The organism is Ruminiclostridium cellobioparum subsp. termitidis CT1112 (assembly GCF_000350485.1).
Taxonomy (GTDB): Bacteria; Bacillota; Clostridia; order Acetivibrionales; family DSM-1351; genus Ruminiclostridium; species Ruminiclostridium termitidis.
The window spans coordinates 1-24,228 of the sequence record NZ_AORV01000024.1 but is presented as its reverse complement, the minus strand read 5'-3'; the positions used below and the strand labels follow the sequence as shown (position 1 = coordinate 24,228).

General features: G+C 41.8%; 23 protein-coding genes. 22 read left to right on the top strand and 1 reads right to left on the bottom strand.

Annotation, left to right across the window (positions count from 1 at the left end; all coding sequences use genetic code 11):
- The 13 genes from infB to CTER_RS06500 all read left to right on the top strand — a co-directional run.
- A partial coding sequence (gene infB, locus CTER_RS06560) for a translation initiation factor IF-2 (RefSeq protein ID WP_004624522.1) occupies nucleotides 1-2,203 on the top strand: 2,203 nt, incomplete at its 5' end.
- 179 nt (nucleotides 2,204-2,382) lie between these two features.
- Nucleotides 2,383-2,736 carry a 30S ribosome-binding factor RbfA gene (rbfA, locus tag CTER_RS06555; protein WP_004624519.1) on the top strand — a complete coding sequence of 118 codons (354 nt, stop codon included), beginning with the start codon at nucleotides 2,383-2,385 and terminating at the stop codon, nucleotides 2,734-2,736.
- A 145-nt stretch (nucleotides 2,737-2,881) separates the two neighbouring features.
- A complete protein-coding gene (locus tag CTER_RS06550; RefSeq protein WP_004624534.1) occupies nucleotides 2,882-3,838 on the top strand; it encodes a DHH family phosphoesterase in 957 nt (318 codons plus the stop codon).
- A 45-nt stretch (nucleotides 3,839-3,883) separates the two neighbouring features.
- Entirely contained in the window at nucleotides 3,884-4,801 is a 918-nt protein-coding gene (truB, locus tag CTER_RS06545; RefSeq protein WP_004624515.1) for a tRNA pseudouridine(55) synthase TruB, read from the top strand.
- Between the two features lie 300 nt (nucleotides 4,802-5,101).
- Nucleotides 5,102-6,040: a bifunctional riboflavin kinase/FAD synthetase gene (locus tag CTER_RS06540; RefSeq protein ID WP_004624529.1), complete on the top strand. Its 939-nt coding sequence runs from the start codon at nucleotides 5,102-5,104 to the stop codon at nucleotides 6,038-6,040.
- A gap of 11 nt (nucleotides 6,041-6,051) precedes the next feature.
- Nucleotides 6,052-8,406, top strand: coding sequence for a carbamoyltransferase HypF (hypF, locus tag CTER_RS06535; protein WP_004624527.1), 2,355 nt, complete (start codon nucleotides 6,052-6,054; stop codon nucleotides 8,404-8,406).
- A gap of 110 nt (nucleotides 8,407-8,516) precedes the next feature.
- Nucleotides 8,517-8,741: a HypC/HybG/HupF family hydrogenase formation chaperone gene (locus CTER_RS06530; RefSeq protein ID WP_004624530.1), complete on the top strand. Its 225-nt coding sequence runs from the start codon at nucleotides 8,517-8,519 to the stop codon at nucleotides 8,739-8,741.
- 12 nt (nucleotides 8,742-8,753) lie between these two features.
- On the top strand, nucleotides 8,754-9,839 hold the full coding sequence (gene hypD / locus CTER_RS06525; RefSeq protein ID WP_004624526.1) for a hydrogenase formation protein HypD: 1,086 nt from the start codon (nucleotides 8,754-8,756) through the stop codon (nucleotides 9,837-9,839).
- A 183-nt stretch (nucleotides 9,840-10,022) separates the two neighbouring features.
- On the top strand, nucleotides 10,023-11,033 hold the full coding sequence (gene hypE, locus CTER_RS06520; RefSeq protein ID WP_004624520.1) for a hydrogenase expression/formation protein HypE: 1,011 nt from the start codon (nucleotides 10,023-10,025) through the stop codon (nucleotides 11,031-11,033).
- 63 nt (nucleotides 11,034-11,096) lie between these two features.
- Nucleotides 11,097-11,846 carry an ABC transporter ATP-binding protein gene (locus CTER_RS06515; RefSeq protein WP_004624514.1) on the top strand — a complete coding sequence of 250 codons (750 nt, stop codon included), beginning with the start codon at nucleotides 11,097-11,099 and terminating at the stop codon, nucleotides 11,844-11,846.
- Between the two features lie 59 nt (nucleotides 11,847-11,905).
- Nucleotides 11,906-12,637 (top strand): YknW family membrane protein, encoded by a 732-nt coding sequence (yknW, locus tag CTER_RS06510; protein ID WP_004624533.1) that lies wholly within the window; start codon nucleotides 11,906-11,908, stop codon nucleotides 12,635-12,637.
- 26 nt (nucleotides 12,638-12,663) lie between these two features.
- A complete protein-coding gene (locus CTER_RS06505) occupies nucleotides 12,664-13,998 on the top strand; it encodes an HlyD family secretion protein (protein WP_004624525.1) in 1,335 nt (444 codons plus the stop codon).
- Between the two features lie 8 nt (nucleotides 13,999-14,006).
- Entirely contained in the window at nucleotides 14,007-15,221 is a 1,215-nt protein-coding gene (locus tag CTER_RS06500; protein WP_004624524.1) for an ABC transporter permease, read from the top strand.
- A gap of 374 nt (nucleotides 15,222-15,595) precedes the next feature.
- On the opposite strand, the gene CTER_RS06495 is transcribed toward CTER_RS06500, so the two are convergent.
- The gene (locus tag CTER_RS06495) at nucleotides 15,596-15,775 is read right to left on the bottom strand and encodes a hypothetical protein (RefSeq protein ID WP_004624523.1); all 180 of its coding nucleotides are present in this window, start codon (nucleotides 15,773-15,775) and stop codon (nucleotides 15,596-15,598) included.
- 250 nt (nucleotides 15,776-16,025) lie between these two features.
- Between CTER_RS06495 and CTER_RS29130 the strand changes: the two genes are divergently transcribed.
- From CTER_RS29130 to CTER_RS06455, 9 genes are all read left to right on the top strand, one after another.
- Entirely contained in the window at nucleotides 16,026-16,328 is a 303-nt protein-coding gene (locus CTER_RS29130) for a hypothetical protein (protein ID WP_341349508.1), read from the top strand.
- Nucleotides 16,261-17,331 (top strand): EF-P 5-aminopentanol modification-associated protein YfmF, encoded by a 1,071-nt coding sequence (gene yfmF / locus CTER_RS06490; protein WP_341349507.1) that lies wholly within the window; start codon nucleotides 16,261-16,263, stop codon nucleotides 17,329-17,331. The genes CTER_RS29130 and yfmF overlap by 68 nt, the downstream gene beginning before the upstream one ends.
- A gap of 72 nt (nucleotides 17,332-17,403) precedes the next feature.
- Nucleotides 17,404-18,705 (top strand): EF-P 5-aminopentanol modification-associated protein YfmH, encoded by a 1,302-nt coding sequence (yfmH, locus tag CTER_RS06485; RefSeq protein ID WP_004624516.1) that lies wholly within the window; start codon nucleotides 17,404-17,406, stop codon nucleotides 18,703-18,705.
- A 52-nt stretch (nucleotides 18,706-18,757) separates the two neighbouring features.
- Nucleotides 18,758-19,900, top strand: coding sequence for a prolipoprotein diacylglyceryl transferase (gene lgt, locus CTER_RS06480; RefSeq protein ID WP_004624518.1), 1,143 nt, complete (start codon nucleotides 18,758-18,760; stop codon nucleotides 19,898-19,900).
- Nucleotides 19,901-19,910: 10 nt separating this feature from the next.
- Nucleotides 19,911-21,035: a rod shape-determining protein RodA gene (gene rodA, locus CTER_RS06475; protein WP_004624531.1), complete on the top strand. Its 1,125-nt coding sequence runs from the start codon at nucleotides 19,911-19,913 to the stop codon at nucleotides 21,033-21,035.
- Nucleotides 21,036-21,303: 268 nt separating this feature from the next.
- Nucleotides 21,304-21,735 carry a division/cell wall cluster transcriptional repressor MraZ gene (mraZ, locus tag CTER_RS06470; RefSeq protein WP_004624513.1) on the top strand — a complete coding sequence of 144 codons (432 nt, stop codon included), beginning with the start codon at nucleotides 21,304-21,306 and terminating at the stop codon, nucleotides 21,733-21,735.
- A 62-nt stretch (nucleotides 21,736-21,797) separates the two neighbouring features.
- Nucleotides 21,798-22,739: a 16S rRNA (cytosine(1402)-N(4))-methyltransferase RsmH gene (gene rsmH, locus CTER_RS06465; RefSeq protein ID WP_004624532.1), complete on the top strand. Its 942-nt coding sequence runs from the start codon at nucleotides 21,798-21,800 to the stop codon at nucleotides 22,737-22,739.
- A 320-nt stretch (nucleotides 22,740-23,059) separates the two neighbouring features.
- Nucleotides 23,060-23,587 (top strand): FtsB/FtsL family cell division protein, encoded by a 528-nt coding sequence (locus CTER_RS06460; RefSeq protein WP_004624528.1) that lies wholly within the window; start codon nucleotides 23,060-23,062, stop codon nucleotides 23,585-23,587.
- Nucleotides 23,588-23,862: 275 nt separating this feature from the next.
- Nucleotides 23,863-24,198, top strand: coding sequence for a cell division protein FtsI (locus CTER_RS06455; protein WP_004624517.1), 336 nt, complete (start codon nucleotides 23,863-23,865; stop codon nucleotides 24,196-24,198).
- The last annotated feature ends 30 nt before the right edge of the window (nucleotides 24,199-24,228 follow it).

Here is a 24,228-nt window from a genome sequence, read left to right as displayed (position 1 = left end):
GCAGGGTCAGTACAATAGAGGAGACAGGCCCCAGGGCCAATACAACCGGCCACAGGGAGACAGACCGCAGGGTCAGTACAACAGAGGAGACAGGCCGCAGGGGCAATACAGACAGCAGGGCCTGGATATTCCAAAGCCGGATGCAACTGTTGCTCAGGAACAATTTGACTCACTGAGAAATGAAGCGCGGAGAGAATTCCAGAGCAGGGATCTGGATAAGAGCGTCAAGAGGGAAGAAAAGCAGAAGAAAGAAGTACCAAAGACAACTGCCGATAAGAAACAGAAATTTAAACCCCAGAAAATAGTTATCGAAAAGAAGGGTGTTTCTGAAATCCTTGATGAAAACTACATCTTTGACGAATTCTACAGTGATGACGGCAAGAAGAAGAGATTGCCAAGGAATAAAAAGAATGAAAAGGTTCAGGAAAAGTATATTCCGCCAAAGGCAGTTCTTACTTCCATAACCATACCAGAATCACTTACAGTCAAGGAACTTGCTGAAGCTCTTAAAAAGACTTCAACAGAAATTATCAAGAAATTGATGGGTTATGGTGTTATGGCCACCCTTAATAATGATGTGGACTTTGAAACGGCTACAATCATTTCGGAAGAGTTTGGAGTAAAGACTGAAAAAGCTGTTCAGATCAGTGAGGAAGATATACTCTTTGATGATGAAGAGATAGTTGACAAATCAAAATTACAACAAAGACCTCCTGTAGTTGTTGTTATGGGCCATGTTGACCATGGTAAGACATCATTGCTTGACGCAATCAGAAGTGCTCATGTAATTGACAGTGAAGCCGGCGGTATAACACAGCATATCGGTGCGTATACGGTCAAAGCTAACGAAAGGCTGATTACCTTCCTGGATACACCCGGTCACGAAGCGTTCACGGCAATGCGTGCCAGAGGTGCTCAGGTTACCGATATTGCAATACTTGTTGTTGCAGCAGACGACGGAGTAATGCCGCAGACCATAGAAGCCATAAACCATGCTAAAGCTGCAAATGTATCAATTATAGTTGCTATCAATAAAATTGATAAGCCTGGTGCAAATCCAGACAAGGTAAAACAGGAACTTACAGAATATGGTATAGTTGCCGAGGAATGGGGCGGAGATGCAATAATGGTTCCAGTTTCGGCAAAAAAGAGAGAAAACATTGATCAATTGCTGGAAATGGTGCTTTTGGCCGCAGATATGCTTGAATTAAGAGCCGATCCCGACAGACAGGCGAAGGGTACTATTATAGAAGCCAAACTTGATAAGGAAAGAGGGCCTGTTGCCACAGTTCTTGTTCAGAGAGGCACATTAAAAACCGGCGATTCAATAATAGCAGGTTCCGCTTTTGGAAGAATCAAAGCTATGACAAACGACAAAGGTCACAGCATAAAGAACGCAGGGCCTTCAATGCCTGTAGAAATACTTGGTATGAATGAAGTTCCCGAAGCGGGTGAAGTATTCTATGCTGTTACTGATGAGAAGGTAGCCAAACAGCTTGTTGAAAAGAGAAAGTTCAGACAGAAGGAACAACAGTACAAGACCAGCGCAAAGGTCACTCTTGAAGATCTGTTTACCCAGATCAAAGAGGGTAAGGTCAAGGATTTGAATATTATTATCAAAGCCGATGTACAGGGTTCTGTAGAAGCTGTCAAGCAGTCACTTGAAAAGCTGAGCAATGACGAAGTCAGAGTAAAAACCATACATGGTGCCGTTGGTGCTATCACCGAATCGGATGTCACTCTGGCACAGGTCTCAAATGCCATAATCATAGGCTTTAATGTAAGACCTGGCGCAAATGTTACCGAAGCTGCCAAGAATGCTGAAGTTGATATGAGATTGTACAGTATTATCTACAAGGCTATAGAAGATGTTCAGGCTGCCATGAAGGGTATGCTTGAGCCTACCTACAAGGAAGTTGTACTGGGTCATATTGAAATAAGGCAGATATTCAAGGTTTCGGGTATCGGAACCATTGGCGGTGCCTATGTAACCGACGGTAAAGTACAGAGAAATTCTGAAGTCAGGGTAGTCAGAGAGGGTATTGTAATTCATGAAGGAAAGCTTGCTTCCCTTAAGAGATTCAAAGACGATGCAAAAGAAGTTGCAGCAGGCTTTGAATGCGGTGTGTCCATTGAACGCTTCAACGATATCAAGGAAGGCGATGTAATCGAGGCCTTTGTAATGGAAGAAGTTAAGAGATAAGTTAAGGCTTTTTTGGAATAGGTTGAAGTGGATTAAATTCCAATTCAACCTATTCGTGTATTTGCCGCCTGCCCGGAGTGTACTTGAATATGCTGTGGTTGGCAATACTATTTATTAATGGAGCAGTAACACACTTAACGATTTTCATTAGCTAATAATTAATATGGAGGATGGAATTGATGGCAGATAGAATAGTCAGAATTTCAGAAGAAGTAAAAAAAGAAATAAGCAGTATTATTCATAATGACCTTAAGGATCCGAGGCTTCCTGATATGGTAAGTATTATATCCTGCAATGTAACCAAGGATTTGAGATATGCTAAAGTATTCGTAAGTGTTTTGGGTGATGAGCAGCAGAAGAAAAACGCCATAAGCGCGCTGAAAAGCGCAGCGGGTTTCATAAGGCGTGAACTCGGGCACAGATTGCAGCTCAGATACACTCCCGAAATACATTTTGAACTTGATACCTCGATTGAACACGGAATATATATAAATAAATTACTTGACGATGCAAAGAAGGAAATGGGAGAATGATGGCATTTCAGCCTGCTTTTCAAAACAGACGGCTGAAAAAAATAAAATTAACCCCGTATAAAAGTATTAAAATACTATTGCCGTGTTAAAAGCCATTAATATGTGATGGGAAAAGAGAACCGGCATAACGGGGCGGGGAGGTTTAATGGATAGGGAAATTGTCAAACTTATAGCCCAGGCAGGCGGGATAGCAATATTTCCTCATGTTTCTGCAGACGGTGATGCAATCGGTTCATCTCTGGCTCTGGCTCTGGCGCTGAAAAATGCAGGTAAAAAAGTAATCGTTTATCTGGAGGAAAATATTCCTACGGTGTACAGATTCTTGCCCGGGACTGAATTGGCCTGCTTTTATGATACCCAGGATGAGGTCATGGATATCAATATAGCTCTGGACACAGGGGATGTCGGAAGGCTTGGAACCAGAGGAGATGCCTTTTTCGAGGCCCCCTGCACAATAAATATCGACCATCATGTGACAAATACAAAATTTGCCCTTTTAAATTTTGTTGATGATATGTCGGCTTCAACCGGTGAAATAGTATATACACTGCTGAAGAAATTGAAGCTCGGGATAGACAGGGATATTGCGGCCTGCTTATACACTGCAGTTTCAACAGATACCGGAGGCTTCAAGTACAGCAATACCACTTCCGAAACACACAGGATAGCTTCGGAACTTCTGGCTACAGGTATAGACATAGGAGAACTGTCGCAAAGGATATTTGACAATACCACTTACACAAAACTGAAGCTTACGCAAAAAGCAATAGAGCTGCTGGAGCTTCATGAAAATGCAAAACTTGCGGCGGTTGCAATCTCACAGGCCGACCTGCAGGCAACCGGGGCAAAGGATGAGGACTGTGACGGTATAGTGAATATCGGAAGATCAATCGAAGGTGTGGAAGTTTCCGTTTTGGTCAAGGAGAAGAATGCCGAAGAGGTCAGGGTGAATTTGCGTTCCAAAACCCATGTGGATGTTTCCGAAGTAGCTGCGGCATTTGGGGGCGGCGGACATAAACGGGCGGCCGGCTGCACTGTTAAAGGCTCTTTGCAGGAAGTTAAGGAACAGATGATAAACGTGTTAAAAGAGAAACTTCAGTAATATAAAATGCTTTTGACAAAGAAAGGGTTTTATTTTAGGGATAATATGAACGGAATAATAAATGTACTCAAGCCTGCCGGAATGACATCCTTTGATGTGGTCGGTTTTCTCAGAAAAGTTGCCGGACAGAAAAAAATAGGGCACACGGGGACACTCGATCCGTCTGCTGTGGGGGTTTTACCCATATGTTTGGGAAATGCCACCAGGGCCATCGAGTTTATTATCGACAAGGACAAGGTCTATCGCGCAGAGCTCACTCTGGGTTGGGCAACCGATACCCAGGATTCCTCGGGGAATGTAATTTATTCCAAAGAGGTGGAGGCCGGCAATGACAGAATAGAAGAGGCAATAATGAGCTTTGTCGGTGATATTTATCAGCTTCCGCCAATGTATTCTGCAATAAAAATTGACGGAAAAAAGCTGTATGATATAGCCAGACAGGGCGGGACTGTGGAACGTCAGCCAAGAAGGATCAGGATATTTGATATAAAAATTATCAGGATATGGGAAGAGCCTGGGCCTGAAAAGAGAATGGTAAAAAAAGCACTGTTTGACGTTCATTGCTCCAAAGGTACCTATATAAGGACTTTATGCCATGACATCGGAGAAAAGCTGGGCTGCGGAGGACATATGTCCTTCCTCGTCAGGACAAGAGCCGGTAAATACAGTCTGGATACTGCTTTGACCCTTGAGGAAATCAGGGAGCTTGCTGCCGGGGGCCGGCTGGAAAACAGGCTTATCCCTGCCGAAACAGTATTTGAAGATCTGGAAAGTATCCGGCTTGATTCAAATGACACCTTTAAATACTGCAATGGCGTATGGCTTCAATTAAATAATGAAAATTTTGATACAAAGCCTTTCATAAGGGTATATGATAACAATGAAAATTTTTTGGGCATAGGTGAACTTTTCCATAATGGCCAAGGTACCTGCCTGAAATCAAAAAAGTTTTTTAGCATATAGGAATTTATAATTTTTAAAGATAGTGTAATTGCTATTAAAACTGAGTTTAGAACAAGTACACTAGGAAATTCCAGTTATATATAAATTTCTATATGCGGGGTTTGAAAAGGGGAATCCCCTTTCCGGTTTAGAGGGGGTGCTCAGAAACACGAAGTGTTTCGTCGAAGGGGGCAGTAGTGCCCCCTAGCGAAAAGATAATTTGCGTAGCATGGCAAAGTACTTGTGGACGCGAAGCGGATTTGCGAAGCAAATTTCTTGACGTATAGGAATTTTCATTTGAGTTACTATAAGGAGAATTATATGCAGGTTATTCACACCACCGATGAAAATAATAGTTTTAAAATAAAAACAGGAGTTGGCCTGGGTAATTTTGACGGATTACATATTGGCCATATGGCTCTGATCAACACACTGATACGTGAATCCCGGCTTAACAACCTGTGCTCGATAGTTTATACCTTCACCAAGCATCCCGAGAATATTCTCAGGAAAAAGCTCATAACTCCGCTGTTACTGACTGAGCAGAAGAAAGTGGAATTGCTTGGAGAAATTCATCTGGATTATCTGTACTTTGATGAATTCAATGAAGAATTTTCAAGACTTTCACCCGAAGACTTTGTAAAAAAAATACTGATTGATAAATTGAATATCAAGCTGGCTGTGGCCGGTTATGACTATAGATTCGGCTATATGGGGCAGGGCGATATTCCCCTGTTGAAGGAATTGGGGATAAAGTACGGTTTCAGGGTTGTTGTCATACCTGCCATAAAATGTGACAATGAAGTTGTAAGCAGTACAAAAATAAGACAATGTATAATCAATGGGCAGCTTGAAACTGCCTACAAACTTTTGGGAAGGAACTACTCCATTACGGCAGAGGTGGTCAGCGGGAGAAGGATAGGAAATACCATAGGTTTTCCCACTGCCAACATTCACCCTGAAAGGTTTCTCGTGCTGCCGGCCAACGGTGTATACATCACCAAGACACTGCTGGATGGCAAGCTTTATAACAGCATGACCAATGTGGGTTTTAATCCCACTTTTGAGGATGCTAAGGAAAAAACAGTGGAAACTCATATTATCGATTTTAACAGGGATATATACGGCAAAAAAATAGAAGTTTTTTTTCTGAAGAAAATAAGGGACGAAAAGAAGTTTGAGTCGGTAGACCTCCTTAAGGAACAGATAGCGGAAGACATGCAGACAGCCAAGAAATACCTGGAGATTGAAGATAACTGAAAGGTAAGACCATGAGACGATATAGGATAACAATTACAGGAATAGTTCAGGGCGTGGGTTTCAGGCCCTTTATTTATAATCTGGCAAAAAGCATGGGCTTAAAGGGGTGGGTAGGAAATACCGACAGCAATGTGGTAATAGAGGTGGAAGCCGATGAAAAAATATTATCCGGCTTTATACAGTCTATAAAAGCAAAATCTCCTGTTTTAGCAAAAATTGAGACTTTAAATTATGAAGAGCTGCCTGTTAAAGGTTTTACAGATTTTGAAATAAGGCAGAGTGAGGCGGTTTCCAGGGGTAATATCTTCATTTCGCCCGATGTATGCACCTGCGGGGATTGCATAAAAGAGCTGAAGGACCCCGAAAACAGAAGATATGAATATCCATTCATCAATTGTACAAATTGCGGCCCCAGGTTCACAATCATCAAGGACATTCCCTATGACAGGGAGAAGACTACCATGGGCTGTTTTGAAATGTGCCGCCCCTGTGCCCTGGAATATACCGATCCCTCCGACAGGAGATATCATGCCCAGCCTGTCTCCTGCCGCGACTGCGGTCCTGTTCTGGCAATAGCCGATGAGAACGGGAAATTCATTTCCCGGCTGGACGGCAGGGAACCGCCCGACAGCCGGCAGTGTCTGGAATATATCACAGGGATTATAAAATCAGGAAGGATAGCCGCCGTCAAGGGTATTGGCGGATACCATCTAGCCTGTGATGCGCTGGACTCAAGTGCCGTAGGAAGGCTCAGGAGCAGGAAAAACAGGGATGACAAGCCCTTTGCCCTAATGATGAAAAATCTTGAAATAATTCAAAATTATTGCCATGTGAATGAAAAGGAAAAACAGCTTCTGGAATCTCCGGCCAGTCCTATTGTGCTGCTCAGAAAAAAGGAGGACATTGTTCTTCCCTGGGAAATAGCACATCTAAACAGCTATCTGGGGGTGATGCTGCCATATAATCCCATACACCATATACTGTTCGAACAGGAAAATTTTCCGGAGGTACTGGTAATGACCAGCGGAAATCTCAGCAGTGAGCCCATATTTTACAAGGACGAGGAGGCAATACAGGGGCTTGTGGGCATAGCAGACGCCTTTCTGACAAATGACCGCGAGATATATATCAGAACCGACGACTCGGTAACGAGGGTTTTTAAAGATAAGGAATATATCATCAGGAGATCCCGGGGTTATGTACCCATCCCTGTAAAGCTGGATACAAAAAAGCTGCTGGGGGTGGATGACGCTGTGGAGCTCCCGTCGGTACTTGCCTGCGGAGGGGAACTTAAAAACGTATTCTGTCTCAATAAGGGAAATATGTTTTATCTCAGCCACCACATAGGCGATCTGGAGAATGAGAGTACAAACAGGGCTTTTGTCCATGCGGTTGAACATTTTAAGAAATTGTTTGATATAGCTCCCCGGCATATAGCCTATGATCTGCATCCCAACTATTTTTCCTCACAATACGGACTTGAGTATGACGCCGGCTATAAAGCCGGTGTACAGCATCATAAGGCCCATATAGCCTCCTGTATGGCCGAAAACGGGCTGTCCGGGGAATTGATCGGAGTTTCCTTTGACGGCACCGGCTACGGGGAGGATGGCAGGATATGGGGCGGGGAATTTTTCAGGGGAGGCTACTATGGTTTTGAACGTGCCGGCAGCCTGGAGTATGTCATGATGCCGGGAGGCGATTCTGCTGTAAAACACCCCTGGAAAATGGCATTGGGATACCTTTACTCAGCGGGGGTGCAAATTCCTCATACAAGCGAGGACGGCCGGGAGCACCGGCTTCTGGGAGATATAAACGACGGTGAAATTGCTTTTGTCCAGAAAATGCTGGAGAAAAAACTCAACTGTCCCGAAACCTCAAGTATGGGCAGATTCTTTGATGCAGTTTCGGCCTTGCTGGGTGTCAAAACGGACATCAGCTATGAAGGGCAGGCTGCCATAGAATTGGAGTATTACGCGGTGGACAGGGCTGCAGAGCCATATGAGGTAATGCTGGACACCGGTGGAACAGGTGGTTTTGTTATAAGAACCCATATGATAATCCGGCAGCTTTTGTGTGATATGGAGGCCGGCAGCAGCCTGGAAACCATTGCTTCAAGATTTCACGCCACGGTGGCTGAAATTGTACTGAGGGGCTGCTGTGAAATCAGGAAGACCTGTGGTCTGAACAGGGTGGTGCTCAGCGGCGGAGTATTTCAGAACCTTACGCTGCTGGCTATGAGCTCGGAGCTGCTTGAAAAAAATGGATTTCAGGTGTATACCCACTCGCAGCTCCCGGCAAATGACGGGGGGATAGCACTGGGACAGGCAATAATGGCTATAGCAAGCAGTATTGCCAGGACTTGAAGATTGAAATAGTTTAAAAATATGTTTATACTTAAACAAAAGAAAAGTATAATTAAGAATAAATTATTATATGTTACAGATATTCGATTTAAAAAAGGGAGGTTTATATTATGTGCCTGGGTTTACCTGCAAAGGTTGTAAATATTGACGGGAGTTCCGCAGAAGTTGAAATGATGGGTGTAATAAACAAAATTTCGGTCGAACTGCTTGAAAATGTAAAAGTCGGAGATTATGTTCTGGTACATGCCGGCTGTGCTATCCAGATAGTTGATCAGGATGAGGCAGCCAGAACTATTGATATTTTTAATGAGATCAGGGAATTGGGGATCAAGTAAAATGGAGGCAAAATGACAAATTATATAGATGAATTCAGAGACAAGGCAGTGATACAAAAAATTGTGGACTGCCTTAACACATATTCGGGAAGGAATATAAAAATAATGGAGGTCTGCGGTACTCATACCATGGCTATTTCCCGCTATGGCCTCAGATCACTGCTCCCCAAAAGCATTGAGCTGTTGTCGGGACCCGGCTGTCCGGTGTGTGTAACTCCAACCGGATATGTTGACAGTGCCGTTGAACTGGCTGAAAACAAAAATGTAATAATAACAACCTTTGGTGATATGATGAGAATACCCGGAAATAACAGCACCCTGCTGTACAAAAAAGCACAGGGCTGCAATGTACAGATGGTGTACTCACCGTTGAATTCTCTGGAAATAGCCAGAGCCAATCCTGACAAAGAGGTTGTGTTCCTGTCGGTTGGCTTTGAAACAACTACTCCTGTTATTGCACTTTCAGTTTTAAAGGCGGAGGCAGAAAAAATAAAAAATTTTTCTGTACTGACTGCAAACAAGACAATGCCCGAAGCCATCAAAGCCCTTGCAGGAGACGGGGAGCTGGCTCTTGACGGATTTATTTATCCGGGTCATGTTTCTGCCATAATTGGTACAGACTTTTTTTCATACGTTGCGTATAATATGGAAAAGGCTGGTGTTGTTGCGGGTTTTGAGCCTCTGGATATTCTGTATTCAATAAATATTTTACTGAAAAATATTACAGAGGGCAAAAAGGTTTTTGAAAATGTATATTCCAGAATAGTATCTAAGGAAGGAAATACAAAAGCCCAGCAGAAGATGTACGAGGTTTTCGAGCCTGTGGATGCAGTATGGCGCGGCATAGGCATGATACCGGGGTCGGGTCTGGGTTTGAAGGAAGCATATGAAACCTTTGATGCCATGAAGAAATTCCATATGGAGCCCAAAGACAGTCCTGAACCCAAAGGCTGTATGTGCGGGGAAGTTTTGAAAGGCAAGAAGCGCCCCCACGACTGCAAGCTTTTTAAAACGAGATGCACGCCGGAAAATCCTGTGGGAGCCTGTATGGTATCATCTGAAGGCACATGTGCAGCATACTACAAATATGGGGACTAAAGCGGTAATGTTCGGAGGAGCTGTATAATAATTGAAAAATAAGTATATTAAAAGTATTAAAACAAATAAAAAAATGCTCTGAAATATTTAAAATTGTGTATATAATAACAAATGATATATGGAAGCGGGTAAAGAATAATATAAAATAATTTACGTACTATCAAGGAGGAAGCTCAATACAATATGGAAAACATAATCACTCTGGCTCACGGCAGCGGGGGTTCAGCCACACTTGCTCTTATAGATAATGTATTTAAGAAATACTTTAAGAACGATATACTCTCTGCCGGAGATGATTCAGCCAAACTTGACATAGGTAACAGCAGAAATATCGTATTTACCACCGACAGCTTTGTAGTAACCCCTATTTTTTTCAAGGGGGGAAATATCGGAAAGCTTGCTGTCTGCGGTACGGTTAATGATCTGGCAACCAGCGGAGCGACTCCTCTGTATCTGAGCTGCGGTTTTATTATTGAAGAAGGATTCAGCTTTGAAGAGCTTGAAAAAATAGTTGAGTCCATGGCTGTTACGGCTGAGGAATGCGGTGTCAAAATTGTAACCGGCGATACCAAGGTGGTTCAGAAAGGTGCAGTTGATAAGATATTTATAAATACCTCGGGCATAGGCATATTGCCAGAGGGAGTGGATATTTCAGGAAGAAATGCAAAAACCGGCGACAAAATAATAGTTTCCGGAACCATTGGCGATCATGGCAGCTGCATACTGCTTGAAAGAGAGAATATGGGCTTCCAGGCCGAGATAAAGAGCGATTGTGCACCTTTGGCGGGAATGGTACAGGACATGCTGAGGGTAACCCGGCAGCTCCATGTGCTGAGAGATCCCACAAGAGGGGGCGTTGCTACAACGCTTAATGAGATAGCGGCACAGAGTAATGTCACCGTACAGATATATGAAGAAAAGCTCCCTGTCAAAAGGGAAGTCCAGGGGGTTTGTGAGCTTCTGGGCATGGATCCGCTATATATGGCAAATGAGGGAAAACTATTGATATTTGTTCCCGGAGACAAAGCCGGCGATGTTCTTGAAGTGCTTAAAAAAAATGATTACGGAAAAGATGCTGCCATTATCGGTGAGGTAATAAATGAAAGTGAAGCAAAAGTGGTTCTCAAGGCTCTCAGCGGAGGCACAAGAATCATCAAGTTGTTGGCAGGCGATCAGCTGCCCAGGATTTGTTAACAAAACTCTATTTTAAAAAGTTGAGTTTAAATAAATAAAATATTGAAAGGAGGAAAAAAAGCTTTGATTATTTCCATGAAGAATCTGGGTAAAACATACAAAAACGGACATATCGAAGTTGAAGCTCTTAAGAACGCCAATATAAATATAGATAAAAAGGAATTTGTGGCTATAATGGGACCTTCCGGATCTGGTAAATCCACTCTGATGAATATAATCGGATGTCTTGACAGATCCACAAAAGGTGAGTATTGGCTCGACGGAGTAAATATATCTTCACTTAATGAGGGAGAACTGGCTAGAATAAGAAATCTTAAAATAGGGTTTGTCTTTCAATCCTTTAACCTCTTGCCGAGAATTACGGCACTGCAAAATGTTGAACTTCCTATGATCTATGCGGGTGTAGGAAGCAAGGAAAGACGGAGAAAAGCCACGGCGGCTCTTGAACGTGTGGGGCTGGGAGAGAGAATGCATCACAAGCCCAATGAGATGTCGGGCGGTCAGAAACAGAGGGTTGCAATTGCCAGAGCACTTGTGAATTCGCCTTCAATTATTCTTGCAGATGAGCCCACAGGAAACCTGGATAGTACATCCAGCGAAGAGATAATGGCTGTTTTTCAGGATCTGAACAGGGAAGGTGTAACCATTGTACTTGTTACACATGAACCGGATATTGCCGACCATACCAAAAGAGTGCTGAGGTTCAGAGACGGGTTTTTAAAATCGGATGAACTGGTCCGGAATCCCCTTGATGCAAGAGAAGTACTCGCAAAGTCCAACCTGGAGGAAGAAAATGAATTAGAAAAAGCTTAAAAGAGCTTTTAAATTTTTTAATATTTCAATGTCAAATTTTTCTTTAAGAGGAGACTTTTATGAACGATGATTTAGTAATTGAACAGCAAAGCAATACCTTGCCAAGGCTGAATGTATTTCAGCGAATTGCCGGTGCTATTTTTTCGCCTGAGAGGTTAATGAATGATCTTGAACAGAAGCCGCGGGTCCTTCTGGGTATCATATTGAATGTTCTTGCACCGGTTATATTGATGTATGGGACATTTCCAATGTTCAAGGAGTATTTGAGAACTACAATGGAAATGACGGCGGCCAACACGGCACAGCAAATGACGCCTGAACTGCTTGATCAGGTTGTGAACATTTCAGCAATTTCGACACCTATCATGGGCGGCATTATGGCCGGTGGTATGTTTCTGATACAGGCACTGGTCATATGGCTGGTTACAAAGATATTTAAAGGCCAGGCAAGTTATAAGCAGATCCTGTCTGTTCTGGGATATTCGTCGGTAATATCTGTTTTGGGTACCATCGTAACTGTTGCGGTAATTTATATAACCGGAACATATACCGACGTTACATACACCAGTTTGGCTTCTCTTTTGCCCGAAATTAAAGGGAGCTTCATATACGGTGTGGCAAAGGTTGTAGAGGTGTTCTACATATGGCAGTTGGTGGTAAATGCAATTGGTATAGCGATTGTGAGCAAAATCGACAAGAAGAAGGCATATCTGATTATGGTGCTTGTACTTATAGTTTATGCCGTATTTACAGGCTACAGTGAAATCAAAGCTGCCGCGTTATTGAAATAGTACATAATTGGGGGTAATTTTAAACGATGAAAAAGAAAATAGTTATTGGGATATGTGTTGGAGTACTGGTTATTGCAGTGATTGCAGCCAGTATTATAAGGAATTCCGGGGCAGTCGGCTCGGGACCTGTATTTTCGGTGAGTGCTGCCGAAATTAAAAAGGATGATATCAGTTCGGCTATTTCTGCAAACGGAACGGTAACAGAGGTTGAAAAGTCGGAAATATACCTGGATACGCCTGTAAAAGTCACCAAATTGTATATCAAGCAAAACGATATAGTAAAAAAAGGCCAGAAGCTGGCAGATTTTGATTTTGATACATTGAACCTGCAGCTGGATCAGGCCAAACTCCAGAAGAAAACCCAGGAACTTGCATTACAGAAGCTGAAGCTCACAGATACCGCAGTAAGTATTGCTACAGCCCAAAACGGACTTAAGGCTGCCGAAAGCAGTGTCACATCAGCTCAAAGAACCCTGGATAATGCAATAAAGGATAGGGACAATACCAAATCCCTTTATGAAATGGGTGATAAATCCAAGAATGATTTGGACCTGGCTGAAAATAAGGTAAAAGATGCAGAAGAGGCATTAAAGAATGCAAAGCTTAAGGTTGAAAATGAAAAAGAAAATGTTAATACGGCTTCAAAATCAACCAGCACCAAGCAAATAGATATACAAAGCCAGGAACTGGCCATTGAGAACAGTGCCCTGACCATAAAGGACCTGGAAAACAAGATCAAGAAGTACAATGATGCCATGTATGCCACCATGGACGGTGTGGCAACACATGTCAATGTTACCGAAGGTTCCTTCACGCCAAATGCGCAGCCGGTATTTACTCTGGTTAACCCTGACAAGCTGGAAGTCAAGCTCAATATCAATGAATATAACGCTAAGATGATGCAGCCGGGACAGAGTGTAGATATTACCGGAGACTCCATACCTGAAACCGATAAGATTACAGGAAAGGTTGAGAGTGTTTCCCCTGTGGCAAGTACGAACACCAATAATACAGGTACACAGGAAACGGTTATACAGGTAACCGTAAGTATAGATAACATCACTGAGGTAATTAAGCCGGGCATCACTGTCAATTGTGACATCAAAACGGTGGATATAAAAAATATACTGACATTGCAGCTTGATATGCTCAGCCCTGACAAGGACGGCAAAAACTTTGTTTACGTTCTGAGCAAGGATAAACAAACCATGCACAAGTTACCTGTAGAAATTGGAACCACTTCCGATATGAAGGGAGAAATCAAATCAGGAGAAATCAAAGAGGGAGATCTTGTCGTAATGAATCCAAAGTCTACATTTAAAGATGGAGCCAGAGTCAAATTAGTCGAAGATAAGGGATGAGGTAAATAATGAATATTATTGAAAGCTTCAAGCAGGCGTTATCCAGTCTTCGGGCAAATAAGCTCCGGTCCATACTGACAATGATAGGTATTGTAATGGGTGTATTTTCTGTTATCACCATAGTCGCCATAGGAAATGCAACCCAGAGCTACATGGATAACGAATTTGCAAAAATAGGGGCTAACGTGTTAGCCGTATCATACAAGTCAGGCACAATTAATTCAAATGATGTATTGCAAAATGATGACATGAAGGCAATTGCCAAGGTAGAGGAGATTAAAAACGTGGGTACCTCCATGGGAAGATCCGGTACCATCAGGCTTGGCGACAAGACCAGGAATGCAAATATAACCGGCATCTCCTCACAGTACAAGGACATCATGCCCACTGACATGACTCAGGGCAGAATGATCAATGATATTGACAACTCCCTCAGATCAAATGTGGTTGTAGTTAAAGAGGATTTTGCCAAAGCCAACTTCAAAAATGAAAATCCCATAGGGCAAAAGCTGAGAGTAAAATTAGGTTCGGGAAGTTCCATGAATTTAACGGTAATCGGAGTCACCAAGGCCGAGGACTCAATTTTTGGGGATATGATGTCCTATGAAAGTCAAAGTGTTTCACTGACCATTCCACTGACTACCTTACAGGCTTACTATCCCTGGTCGGATCAGCTGAATTACATGTATGCTACCGTTGAATCCAAGGATAAGGAAGATCTTAAAAAAATAGCCGATAAGGTTATACGGATTCTTGAGCAGAAGCATGGCAACAAGGATAAGTATTATGTACAATTCCTGTCCGAAGTGCAGGAGCAGCTCAACTCGGTGCTTGGTATAGTATCATCGGTACTGTTGGTGGTTGCTGTCATCACACTGGTGGTGGGCGGTATAGGAATAGTCAACATACTGTTGGTTTCGGTTACCGAACGTATCAGGGAAATAGGCGTCCGAAAGGCACTTGGAGCAAGAAAAAGAGATATTATTTTCCAGTTCATAACAGAATCAATTATTTTGACCGGATTGAGCGGAACAGTGGGAATAATACTGGGTATACTGGCGGGCTTTGTCATTTCTTCTGCCATTAAAATACCTCCAACTGTCGATGTTACCGTTGTTATTCTTGCGTTCCTTGGCTCGGTAGCTCTTGGACTGCTCTTTGGAGTATATCCCGCCAAGAGGGCAGCCGACCTTGATCCGATAGAATCCTTGAGATATGAATAAGAAGCACATAATTTACGTGTAAAAAATCTACAAATTGAAAAGACCGCTTTCAAACTAAAGCAATTGTAATACATAAATAATTACTGATTGGTGCTCAGTTTAACTTTAATAAATGGGCAGCTCCATTAAAAGTATATGCCTGAAATTGCAGGTGAAACACAGGTATTTTGCTGGCAAATCGGCAGGAAGCCGATTTGAGAAGGAACCCCGAAACAGGATGTTGAGTGTTCTGCGACAGCTAATATACTTGTGATGAGCCGTACAAATTTCAAGCATATGCTTTGTGAGCAATCCATTTATTAAAGTTTGTACGGGAGCACTTTTTTATCTCTGACATGTATTGCAATTGTCATAGTGGTCTGCATCACTCCTTTTTACCATTTCCTGCACATATCAACAAGTTTTCCAGCTGCCACCCCCACAAGAAAGGTTCCGCCCAGAATCCCGATTGCCGCGGTAGTTGAAAGTGTAAATTCCGTATCTTCACTTTCATATACGGTGCTTGAGGTTCGTCTTTTTGAGGGCCGTGCATATTTTCTATTTTTTGTATTCATAAATACCTCCTTATAAAAATCCGAAATAAGATTTTATCAAAGGATAGTATTTGTGTTTATATTGAATATATACGATTTTTTTTATTATACTATATATGGATGCTTAATTTTTGAAATTCTGGAAAGTCAATTACGGCTGAAAGGCGAAGGCTTTTCAAGCGTAATTGACTTTGGTAAGGATAACATCAATCTATTAAAATAAAAGGCGGGATATCCATTTAAAAGGTTCCTGCCGGAAGTGGAGATGAATATGACAGATACCGCAAGGTCTCAGGAGAATCTTAACAAGTTATTTGAAGTAAATGGCATTACTGTCTATAATATAAAATCGAGCCGGTTCAAGACAAACACCATAAATATTTTTTTCCAGGATAACCTTAACAAAAATACCGTAGCGTTAAATGCACTTTTCCCTTCAATACTCAGAAGAGGTACTCATAAGCTCCCTACCCTGAAAGACGTTAATCTATATCTTGAAGAACTGTATGGAGCGGTATTTGACTGCGGCGTACGGAAAAAAAGGCGAAAGGCAGATAATTCATTTCTATTTTGAATATCTGTCCGATAAATATGCCAATGCCGAAAAAAGTAATTTTGAAGGAGCTCTGGAATTTCTGCTTGATATCATCTACAGACCGGCTTTGAAAGACGGCTCGTTCAATCCTCAGTATGTTGAACAGGAGAAGACGAATCTGAAGATGCTTATAGAAAGCCGAACCAATGACAAGGTGCAATACTCCATGGAAAGATGCTATGAGCTCATGTGCCGGGAGGAGCCCTTCGGACTTTATGAATACGGTACTGCCGGTCAGATAGAGGTCATAACTGCAGAAGAATTGTATAAGCATTATAAAGAAAAAGTAACCACCCTTCCGGCAGATATTTTTATAACGGGTGAGTTGGATGAGAGCGACATGGAATATCTAAAAAACAGGGTCGGCAGTATTGACAGAGGTGTAACCAAGGGGCTGACCACAGGTATTGTTAAAAAGTATATAGATAAAGTTGAATATTTTGAAGATAAAATGGATGTTACCCAGGGAAAGCTCTCATTGGGCTTTAGAACCAATATAACCCCCAAAGAGGATGATTACTATGCATTGATGGTTTACAGCGGTATTTTGGGCGGAGGCATGCATTCCAAACTGTTTCAGAATGTCAGGGAAAAAGCCGGATTGGCTTATTACATCTTTGCCGGTCTTGAAAAATTCAAAGGCTTGATGATCATAGGAAGCGGTATTGAATTTAAAGAAAAGGACCATGCAAAAGACTTGATAATGGAACAACTGGAAGCTATCAGAGCAGGAAAGATATCGGACTACGAGTTTGAGGCAACCATCAAATCTCTTGAGACGGGAATCCATTCCCTCAAGGACAGCCAATTGCAGGTGGTGGATTTCAATTTCAGCCAGCTGGTATCCCAGACCCACGACACCTTTGAAGGTATTCTGGCCAAGATACGGAGAGTGACCAAACAGGATGTTATAAATGTAACAGGCAAGATTCAGCTTGATACTGTTTACTTCCTGACCTCTCAGGAGGCTGAAGCGGTGTGATAACAGTTTTATTCAAATTATGACAATGGACGTTGATTATACGCTGACGGACGGCGGAAATGGAGATTGAGTATGAGATATGAAACCCTTGAGTTTAAGAAATATGACGAAGTAATGTACAGGTATGAACACAGCAGCGGATTAAATTGTATTGTAATCCCGAAAAAGGGTTACTACAAAAAACATGCCACCTTTTCGACACATTACGGTTCTGTGGACAACAAGTTTATCATACCCGGAGATTCCGAACCCACGAAAGTTCCCGACGGGATTGCCCACTTCCTTGAGCACAAGCTTTTTGAACAAAAGGATGGGAGCGTAATGGATAAGTTTGCCGCATTGGGGTCAAGGCCCAACGCATTTACAAGCTTTACTCAAACTGTTTATTTATTTTCATGTACCGATTTGTTTAAAGAGAACTTTGAGCTGCTTTTAAATTTTGTTCAAAACCCCTACATTACCGAAGAAAGTGTCGAGAGGGAAAAGGGCATAATTGGGCAGGAAATCAACATGTACCGCGATGACCCGGGCTGGAGGGTAACTTTCAACCTTCTGGATGCCTTTTACAAAAAGCATCCTGTAAAAAAGGATATCGCCGGTTCAATAGAAAGTATCGCCAATATAACAAGGAATACGCTTTATAAGTGCTATGAAACCTTTTATCACCCTTCAAATATGGTGATCACCGTAGTAGGTGATGTGGACCGGGAAGAGGTGTTTGAGCAGGTTGAAAGGAACATTGAAGCCGGGGAAAGCCATGGAGAAATAAAGCGGATATATCCTGAGGAGGGCAATGAACTGCATAAGGCTTATGTGGAACAAAATATGCCGGTGCCGACACCTCTTTTCTACATGGGTTTTAAAGACGGCAATTACAAGCTGGAGGGCCCTGAAATCATCAAGTATGAACTGGCCGTCAAGCTGCTCATATCAATGATGATAGGCAGGAGTTCAGAACTGTACGGTGAGCTGTATGACAAGGGATTGATCAACTCAAGCTTCGAATCGGATTTTACCATAGAGAACAGTTATGCATATTCCATGCTGGGAGGGGAATCGGTTAATCCCCGGGCTGTACAGGAAAGCCTTGTAAGAGAAATAAAAAAGCTGAGAAATGACGGCCTGAAGCCCGAGACCTTCGACAGACTGCTGAAGGCATCAAAGGGAAGATTCCTGAGACAGATGAATTCGGTGGAAAGCATAGCAAGAAGTTTCATAAATTTATATTTCAAAGGTGTAACATTATTTGATTATTTAGATGTTTATGATAAAATGAATTTTGATTATATTACTGAGGTCTTTGATAAGCATTTTGATATTGACCGTATGGCATTATCGGTAGTCAAAGGGATGGATAAGCAGCAGCTGCCATAAATTGACCCGTTATTTGTCTCGGTAAAATAAATAGTATTATGTGGAGGTTATCATGGATGATAGAGTAACTGTAAGTTTCCCCAACATGGGACTGGATTTTGACATATCAAGGGAAGCCTTTAAAGTATTCGGCATATCTATATACTGGTACGGCATTATTATAGCACTGGCATTCTTCATATGTGTGCTGTGGGCTATGAGAGATTCCAGGAAATTTGATCTGGTGCCCGAGACCATTATTGATCTTATGCTGTTTGCGGCACCAATTGCTATAATCTGTGCCCGCCTGTACTTTGTCATATTCAGCTGGGACAATTATAAGTACGACCTTAAGCAGATATTCAACACACGAAACGGCGGGCTGGCCATTTTGGGCGGAATTATCGGTGCAGTCATCACAGCTTATTTTGTAGCCAGGTATAAAAAGATACCCACCTTTAAGCTTTTCGATTTTGCCATACCCTATGTAGCGCTTGGACAGGCCATAGGCCGCTGGGGCAATTTCTTCAATCAGGAAGCTTTCGGAACAAATACAAACCTGCCCTGGGGCATGACAAGTCCCACCGTCAGAGCTTATCTGCAGAATTTGCAGAACGGTGGGATGAATATAAATCCTGACCTGCCGGTACATCCCACTTTTTTATACGAGTCGCTTTGGGATATAGCCGTCTTTATCTTCCTGCTTCAAATGAGGAAAAAGAAAAAATTCAACGGTGAGATCTTCTGTCTGTACTTCATAACCTATGGCATCGGAAGAGCGGTAATCGAAGGACTCAGGACTGACAGTCTCATGCTGGGCAGCTTAAGAGTGTCACAATTGCTTTCAATAATATTCGTAATAGTATTTTCGATAATTGTAATATATAAGAGAATAAAAATTAAGAACAGTTTTGATGATGTCGAGATTGGGCAGAGCGGATATGCAAGCATCTTAAAAATCATGGATGAAGAGGAAACCGCTCAAGGGACGGAAAACAATGGTCAAAATGCCGAAGCCGGCAGCGGGGTATCCGGGGATGATGTTCAAAGTTCCGAAGACGAGGTTCATGAAAAAGAGGACAGTACTCAAAAAGCTCGGGACGATGTTGGGGGAGCTGATGGCAGCAGTCAGGAGACTCAAGAGGATAGAGCAGATACAGAAGATAAAGAAGAAACAAAAGAAAGCAAAGAAACAGAAGATACAGAAGATAAATAGGCGGTGAAGAATGTTATTTGTTGAGAAGTCAAAAACAACAAATCCTTATAAAAGATTTGATTACCTGTTGTTCGGTCTTGTATTGATATTGGCGGCCATAGGACTGGTGGTCTTCAGCAGTGCCGTAAAGGACAGGCCGAATTTGCTCAAACCTCAAGTGCTGGGTTTGATAATGGGTGTGGCTCTATGCCTGATACTGAGTGCTATAGACTATAAGGATTTAAAGGTGCTCAGCCTGTTTATATTCTTTGGTGCCATGGGCTTGATGGTTTTGGTATTATTCTTTGGAAGCGGTGAAGAGCTGGGGAATAAAAACTGGATTTCTATTGCGGGTATGAGTGTCCAGCCTTCGGAATATGCCAAAATAGCGTACATAATACTGGCTTCGGTATTTCTGGAGCGTATCAAGGACAGTCCGGAAAAAAACAAGGCCGACATACTGAAGTTTTTGGCATATTCATGTGTTGCAATAGGTTTCGTACTGCTTCAAAAGGACCTTGGAACAGCCATGGTTTTTGTATTTATATTCTTCCTGTTTATTTATATAGCTGGCATACCTTACCGGTATATATTCATTCTGCTGGGAGTTGTCGGGCTTTCACTGCCCTTTATCTGGGTGTATGTGCTTAATGAAAACAGGAGAAACAGAATTCTGACTTTTATATCACCCGAAAGGGATCCCCAGGGCGGAGGATATAATGTCATCAGGTCAAAGCTGGCCATAGGGTCGGGCAGGCTGTTCGGACAGGGTTATGGAAGCGGGCTTCAAACCCAGAGCGGCAGTGTTCCGGTAAATGAATCCGATTTTATCTTTTCGGTGGTAGGGGAGGAATTGGGTTTCATAGGCGGATGCATTATAATATTGCTGGGATTGCTTATTTTATTGAGAATCATCTATATTTCAAAGAATGCCAGTGATTCTTATGGCTCGTTTATATGTATCGGTGTGGCAGGTATGATGGGTTTTAATTTTATAGAAAATATCGGAATGAGTATGGGACTGCTTCCGGTAACAGGACTTCCTCTGCCATTTGTAAGTCAGGGCGGTACTGCAATGCTTGCAAACTTTATGGCTGTGGGCATCGTTCTTAGTGTTTCACTAAGGCGGAAACGGGGAAATTTTAATTCTTCATAAGGAAATATCGGCGGTCTGTAACATCCGATTCATATATTGCCTTATACGTTTTAAATATTACAAACACTAGTACTTTGGTCCTAGTAAAGACGGGTTATTTAACCCGTCTTTTATTTTTTTTCAAAAAAACATTGATAAAATATCTATTTTGAAATAAAATATCCATATAAGTGGTGAGAAGTGGTGTGAAGTGGAGGAAAAAACCAGGCTGATTATAAAAAAATAGCAATTCTTTTATTTATTGACCTGGAAGTGTGAGGTGTGAAATTTGTTTTATGGTGAGTACCAGCATACGGTTGACCCAAAAGGACGAGTTATTGTGCCCTCAAAATTCAGAGAGGGCCTGGGTGAAAAGTTCATATTAACCAAGGGACTTGACAGTTGTTTGTTTGCGTACTCTTCGGAAGAATGGACAAGCCTTGAAAATAAATTGAAAACACTTCCGTTCACCGATAAAGATGTACGTGCTTTCATAAGATTTTTTTTCTCGGGAGCGACTGAATGTGAGGTTGACAAGCAGGGAAGAATACTTATTCCGCAGAATTTACGCGAATATGCAGTGCTTGAAAAGGACATAGCTATCATAGGAGTTTCTTCAAGGGTTGAAATTTGGAATAAGACTACATGGGAAAACTACAACAGCGATGATAATATGAGTGCCGACAAGATTGCAGAAAAGATGTCCTTGCTGGGAATATGAGATTGATCGGATTGTATGAATACATCCGGTTAAAATCTTAAAAGTACGTCTTGAGGTGGGAAATGGAATTTAAACACAAATCGGTATTGCTTGATGAATGTATTGAATATCTGAATATAAGACCCGACGGCATTTATGTGGATGGTACCATCGGAGGTGCGGGACACTCGTCGGAAATATATAAAAGATTGGGTCCGGAGGGAATGCTCATCGGTTTGGATCAGGATACATTTGCAGTGGAGACATCCACAAAACGCCTTGAACAAATAGGTTCAGAAACAAAGTTCAAGGTGGTGAACACAAACTTCAAAAATATCACTGAAACCTGCAGGCAGCTGGGAATAGATCAGGTGGACGGAATTCTGCTCGATCTGGGAGTTTCTTCACACCAGCTTGATGAGGCGTCAAGGGGGTTCAGTTACCAGCAGGATGCGCCATTGGATATGCGGATGGACAGCAGTTCGGAACTGTCGGCATACGAGGTGGTAAACCTATACAAGGAGCAGGATATTTACAGGATCATACGCGATTACGGCGAAGAGAAGTGGGCATCCCGGATTGCAAAATTTATTGTTGAAGCCCGGAATAAACAGCCTGTGAAAACAACCTATGAACTTGTGGATATTATAAAAAGAGCAGTACCCAGTGCGGCAAGGAGAGACGGACCTCACCCGGCAAAGAGAACTTTTCAGGCCATAAGGATCGAGGTGAATGACGAACTGAACATACTGAATAACACTGTCGGGGAATGTGTGACACTTCTGAAGAGGGGCGGGAGACTTTGCATAATAACCTTCCACTCACTTGAAGACAGAATAGTAAAGGTTCGGTTCAATAAAGAAGTAAACCCCTGCACCTGTCCTTCGACCTTTCCGGCTTGTGTATGCGGAAAAACACCTCGGGCGGTGCTTGTTAACAAAAAACCTGTTATTTCGGCAGAGTCAGAGCTTGAAGAAAATCCGAGAGCCAGAAGTGCAAAATTGAGAGTACTTGAAAAAATCTAGTTCTTAATATAGATTGCAAAGCGAAATTCAAAGGATAAGCTTAACAAGACACAAAAGAAAGTAATAAAAATACAAAAGATAAAATTTTAAAAAACAAAAGATAAAAACAAAAGAAAATACAAAGCATTAAAAAATCAAACTGGTTAACAAATGAAAAAATTATAAACAACAAAAGACAAAATAAACAAAATACCAATGAAGACCATCTAAGAAACAAAAGCTAAAACTTCTAAAAATGGATGGGAATCAGATTTATTTCTGATTCCCCCCAATACTTTACGAATTTTGTTATTAAGATCTTTAAAGGGAGGGATTGGAGAATGGCCGGGGCAAATAACAGATATATACACGGTTCTGCTGCTGAAAAAATCAGGCATGAGCAGCAGATTAATACCGACTCTGTAAACCAGAGCAACTATTATGATCCCTATGAACAAAATGCCGTTCTTAAATCTAAAAAGGTTGCCAGAAACAATGCAAAATTAAAAAAGAGAATAATGGTAAATATATTTCTGATCTTTGGCATGTGCGCCGTTATAATGACGAGATATGCCCAGATAAGCCAGATGAATTATGACAACAACAATCTCAGCAAGCAATATGTGGCATTGCAAAATGAAAACATCCGCCTTTCGCTTGAAATTGAAAAGGCCATGTCATTACAAAGCATAAGAGATATTGCAGAAGCCAAACTTGACATGCACGCTCCTGAAAAGAGCCAGATCGTGTATATCAGTGTGCCCAGACAGGATGTTACCATTCTGGCCGAAAAACAGGAATCAAAGCTCATATTGATGGCGAAGGAATTGGGAGCTGGCATACAGAAATTCCTGAACATATTCGAATAATATGAATACTATGTATGGATTATATATTCACATATATAAGGCATTTGTGCGGTATCCGGTTGAATTGAATAATTTTGGTAATTAACTATAGATTTATATGCCCAATATTAAGTCTATAGTTTTTTCAGTATAAAGCCTAAATTATTATGTAAATTTTTAATAATTTGGACTTAACAATAATATATTCCAAATTCAATTAATATTATTAATAAGAATTTATATAAATACTGGTAGCATACAATTGATTTAACAAAAAAACTCAAGGGGGGAGACTTTTGGCTAGCCCAAACATATCACTTAAAAAGAGACTTCTGTTTATACTTGGAGTTTTCACTTTTTTTACAGCATTGCTGGTATTTAGGATCGGCTGGATACAGATAGCGAATGGTCAGGAATATCAGCAAAAAGCATATGAACAGCAAACAAATAACCGTACTATCAGCCCAAAGAGAGGTACGATTTATGATAGGAATATGAAACCGCTTGCCGTCAGCGGTTCTGTCGAGACCGTCACAATAAACCCGCAGATGGTCAGAGAACTCAATAAGGATGTTGATTTGGTTGCAGGCGGACTGGCCGAGATACTTGAGATGACAAAAGGCAACAAATAAATTAAAAAAATAACAGGAAGACCCAATACG

What these genes read in the sequence shown, in the direction of transcription:
- rbfA (WP_004624519.1), top strand. Translation starts at nt 2,383, where the DNA reads ATGGCAGATAGAATAGTCAGAATTTCAGAAGAAGTAAAAAAAGAAATA.
- CTER_RS06550 (WP_004624534.1), top strand. Translation starts at nt 2,882, where the DNA reads ATGGATAGGGAAATTGTCAAACTTATAGCCCAGGCAGGCGGGATAGCA.
- truB (WP_004624515.1), top strand. Translation starts at nt 3,884, where the DNA reads ATGAACGGAATAATAAATGTACTCAAGCCTGCCGGAATGACATCCTTT.
- CTER_RS06540 (WP_004624529.1), top strand. Translation starts at nt 5,102, where the DNA reads ATGCAGGTTATTCACACCACCGATGAAAATAATAGTTTTAAAATAAAA.
- hypF (WP_004624527.1), top strand. Translation starts at nt 6,052, where the DNA reads ATGAGACGATATAGGATAACAATTACAGGAATAGTTCAGGGCGTGGGT.
- CTER_RS06530 (WP_004624530.1), top strand. Translation starts at nt 8,517, where the DNA reads ATGTGCCTGGGTTTACCTGCAAAGGTTGTAAATATTGACGGGAGTTCC.
- hypD (WP_004624526.1), top strand. Translation starts at nt 8,754, where the DNA reads ATGACAAATTATATAGATGAATTCAGAGACAAGGCAGTGATACAAAAA.
- hypE (WP_004624520.1), top strand. Translation starts at nt 10,023, where the DNA reads ATGGAAAACATAATCACTCTGGCTCACGGCAGCGGGGGTTCAGCCACA.
- yknW (WP_004624533.1), top strand. Translation starts at nt 11,906, where the DNA reads ATGAACGATGATTTAGTAATTGAACAGCAAAGCAATACCTTGCCAAGG.
- CTER_RS06505 (WP_004624525.1), top strand. Translation starts at nt 12,664, where the DNA reads ATGAAAAAGAAAATAGTTATTGGGATATGTGTTGGAGTACTGGTTATT.
- CTER_RS06500 (WP_004624524.1), top strand. Translation starts at nt 14,007, where the DNA reads ATGAATATTATTGAAAGCTTCAAGCAGGCGTTATCCAGTCTTCGGGCA.
- CTER_RS06495 (WP_004624523.1), bottom strand. Translation starts at nt 15,775, where the DNA reads ATGAATACAAAAAATAGAAAATATGCACGGCCCTCAAAAAGACGAACC.
- CTER_RS29130 (WP_341349508.1), top strand. Translation starts at nt 16,026, where the DNA reads ATGACAGATACCGCAAGGTCTCAGGAGAATCTTAACAAGTTATTTGAA.
- yfmF (WP_341349507.1), top strand. Translation starts at nt 16,261, where the DNA reads ATGGAGCGGTATTTGACTGCGGCGTACGGAAAAAAAGGCGAAAGGCAG.
- yfmH (WP_004624516.1), top strand. Translation starts at nt 17,404, where the DNA reads ATGAGATATGAAACCCTTGAGTTTAAGAAATATGACGAAGTAATGTAC.
- lgt (WP_004624518.1), top strand. Translation starts at nt 18,758, where the DNA reads ATGGATGATAGAGTAACTGTAAGTTTCCCCAACATGGGACTGGATTTT.
- rodA (WP_004624531.1), top strand. Translation starts at nt 19,911, where the DNA reads ATGTTATTTGTTGAGAAGTCAAAAACAACAAATCCTTATAAAAGATTT.
- rsmH (WP_004624532.1), top strand. Translation starts at nt 21,798, where the DNA reads ATGGAATTTAAACACAAATCGGTATTGCTTGATGAATGTATTGAATAT.
- CTER_RS06460 (WP_004624528.1), top strand. Translation starts at nt 23,060, where the DNA reads ATGGCCGGGGCAAATAACAGATATATACACGGTTCTGCTGCTGAAAAA.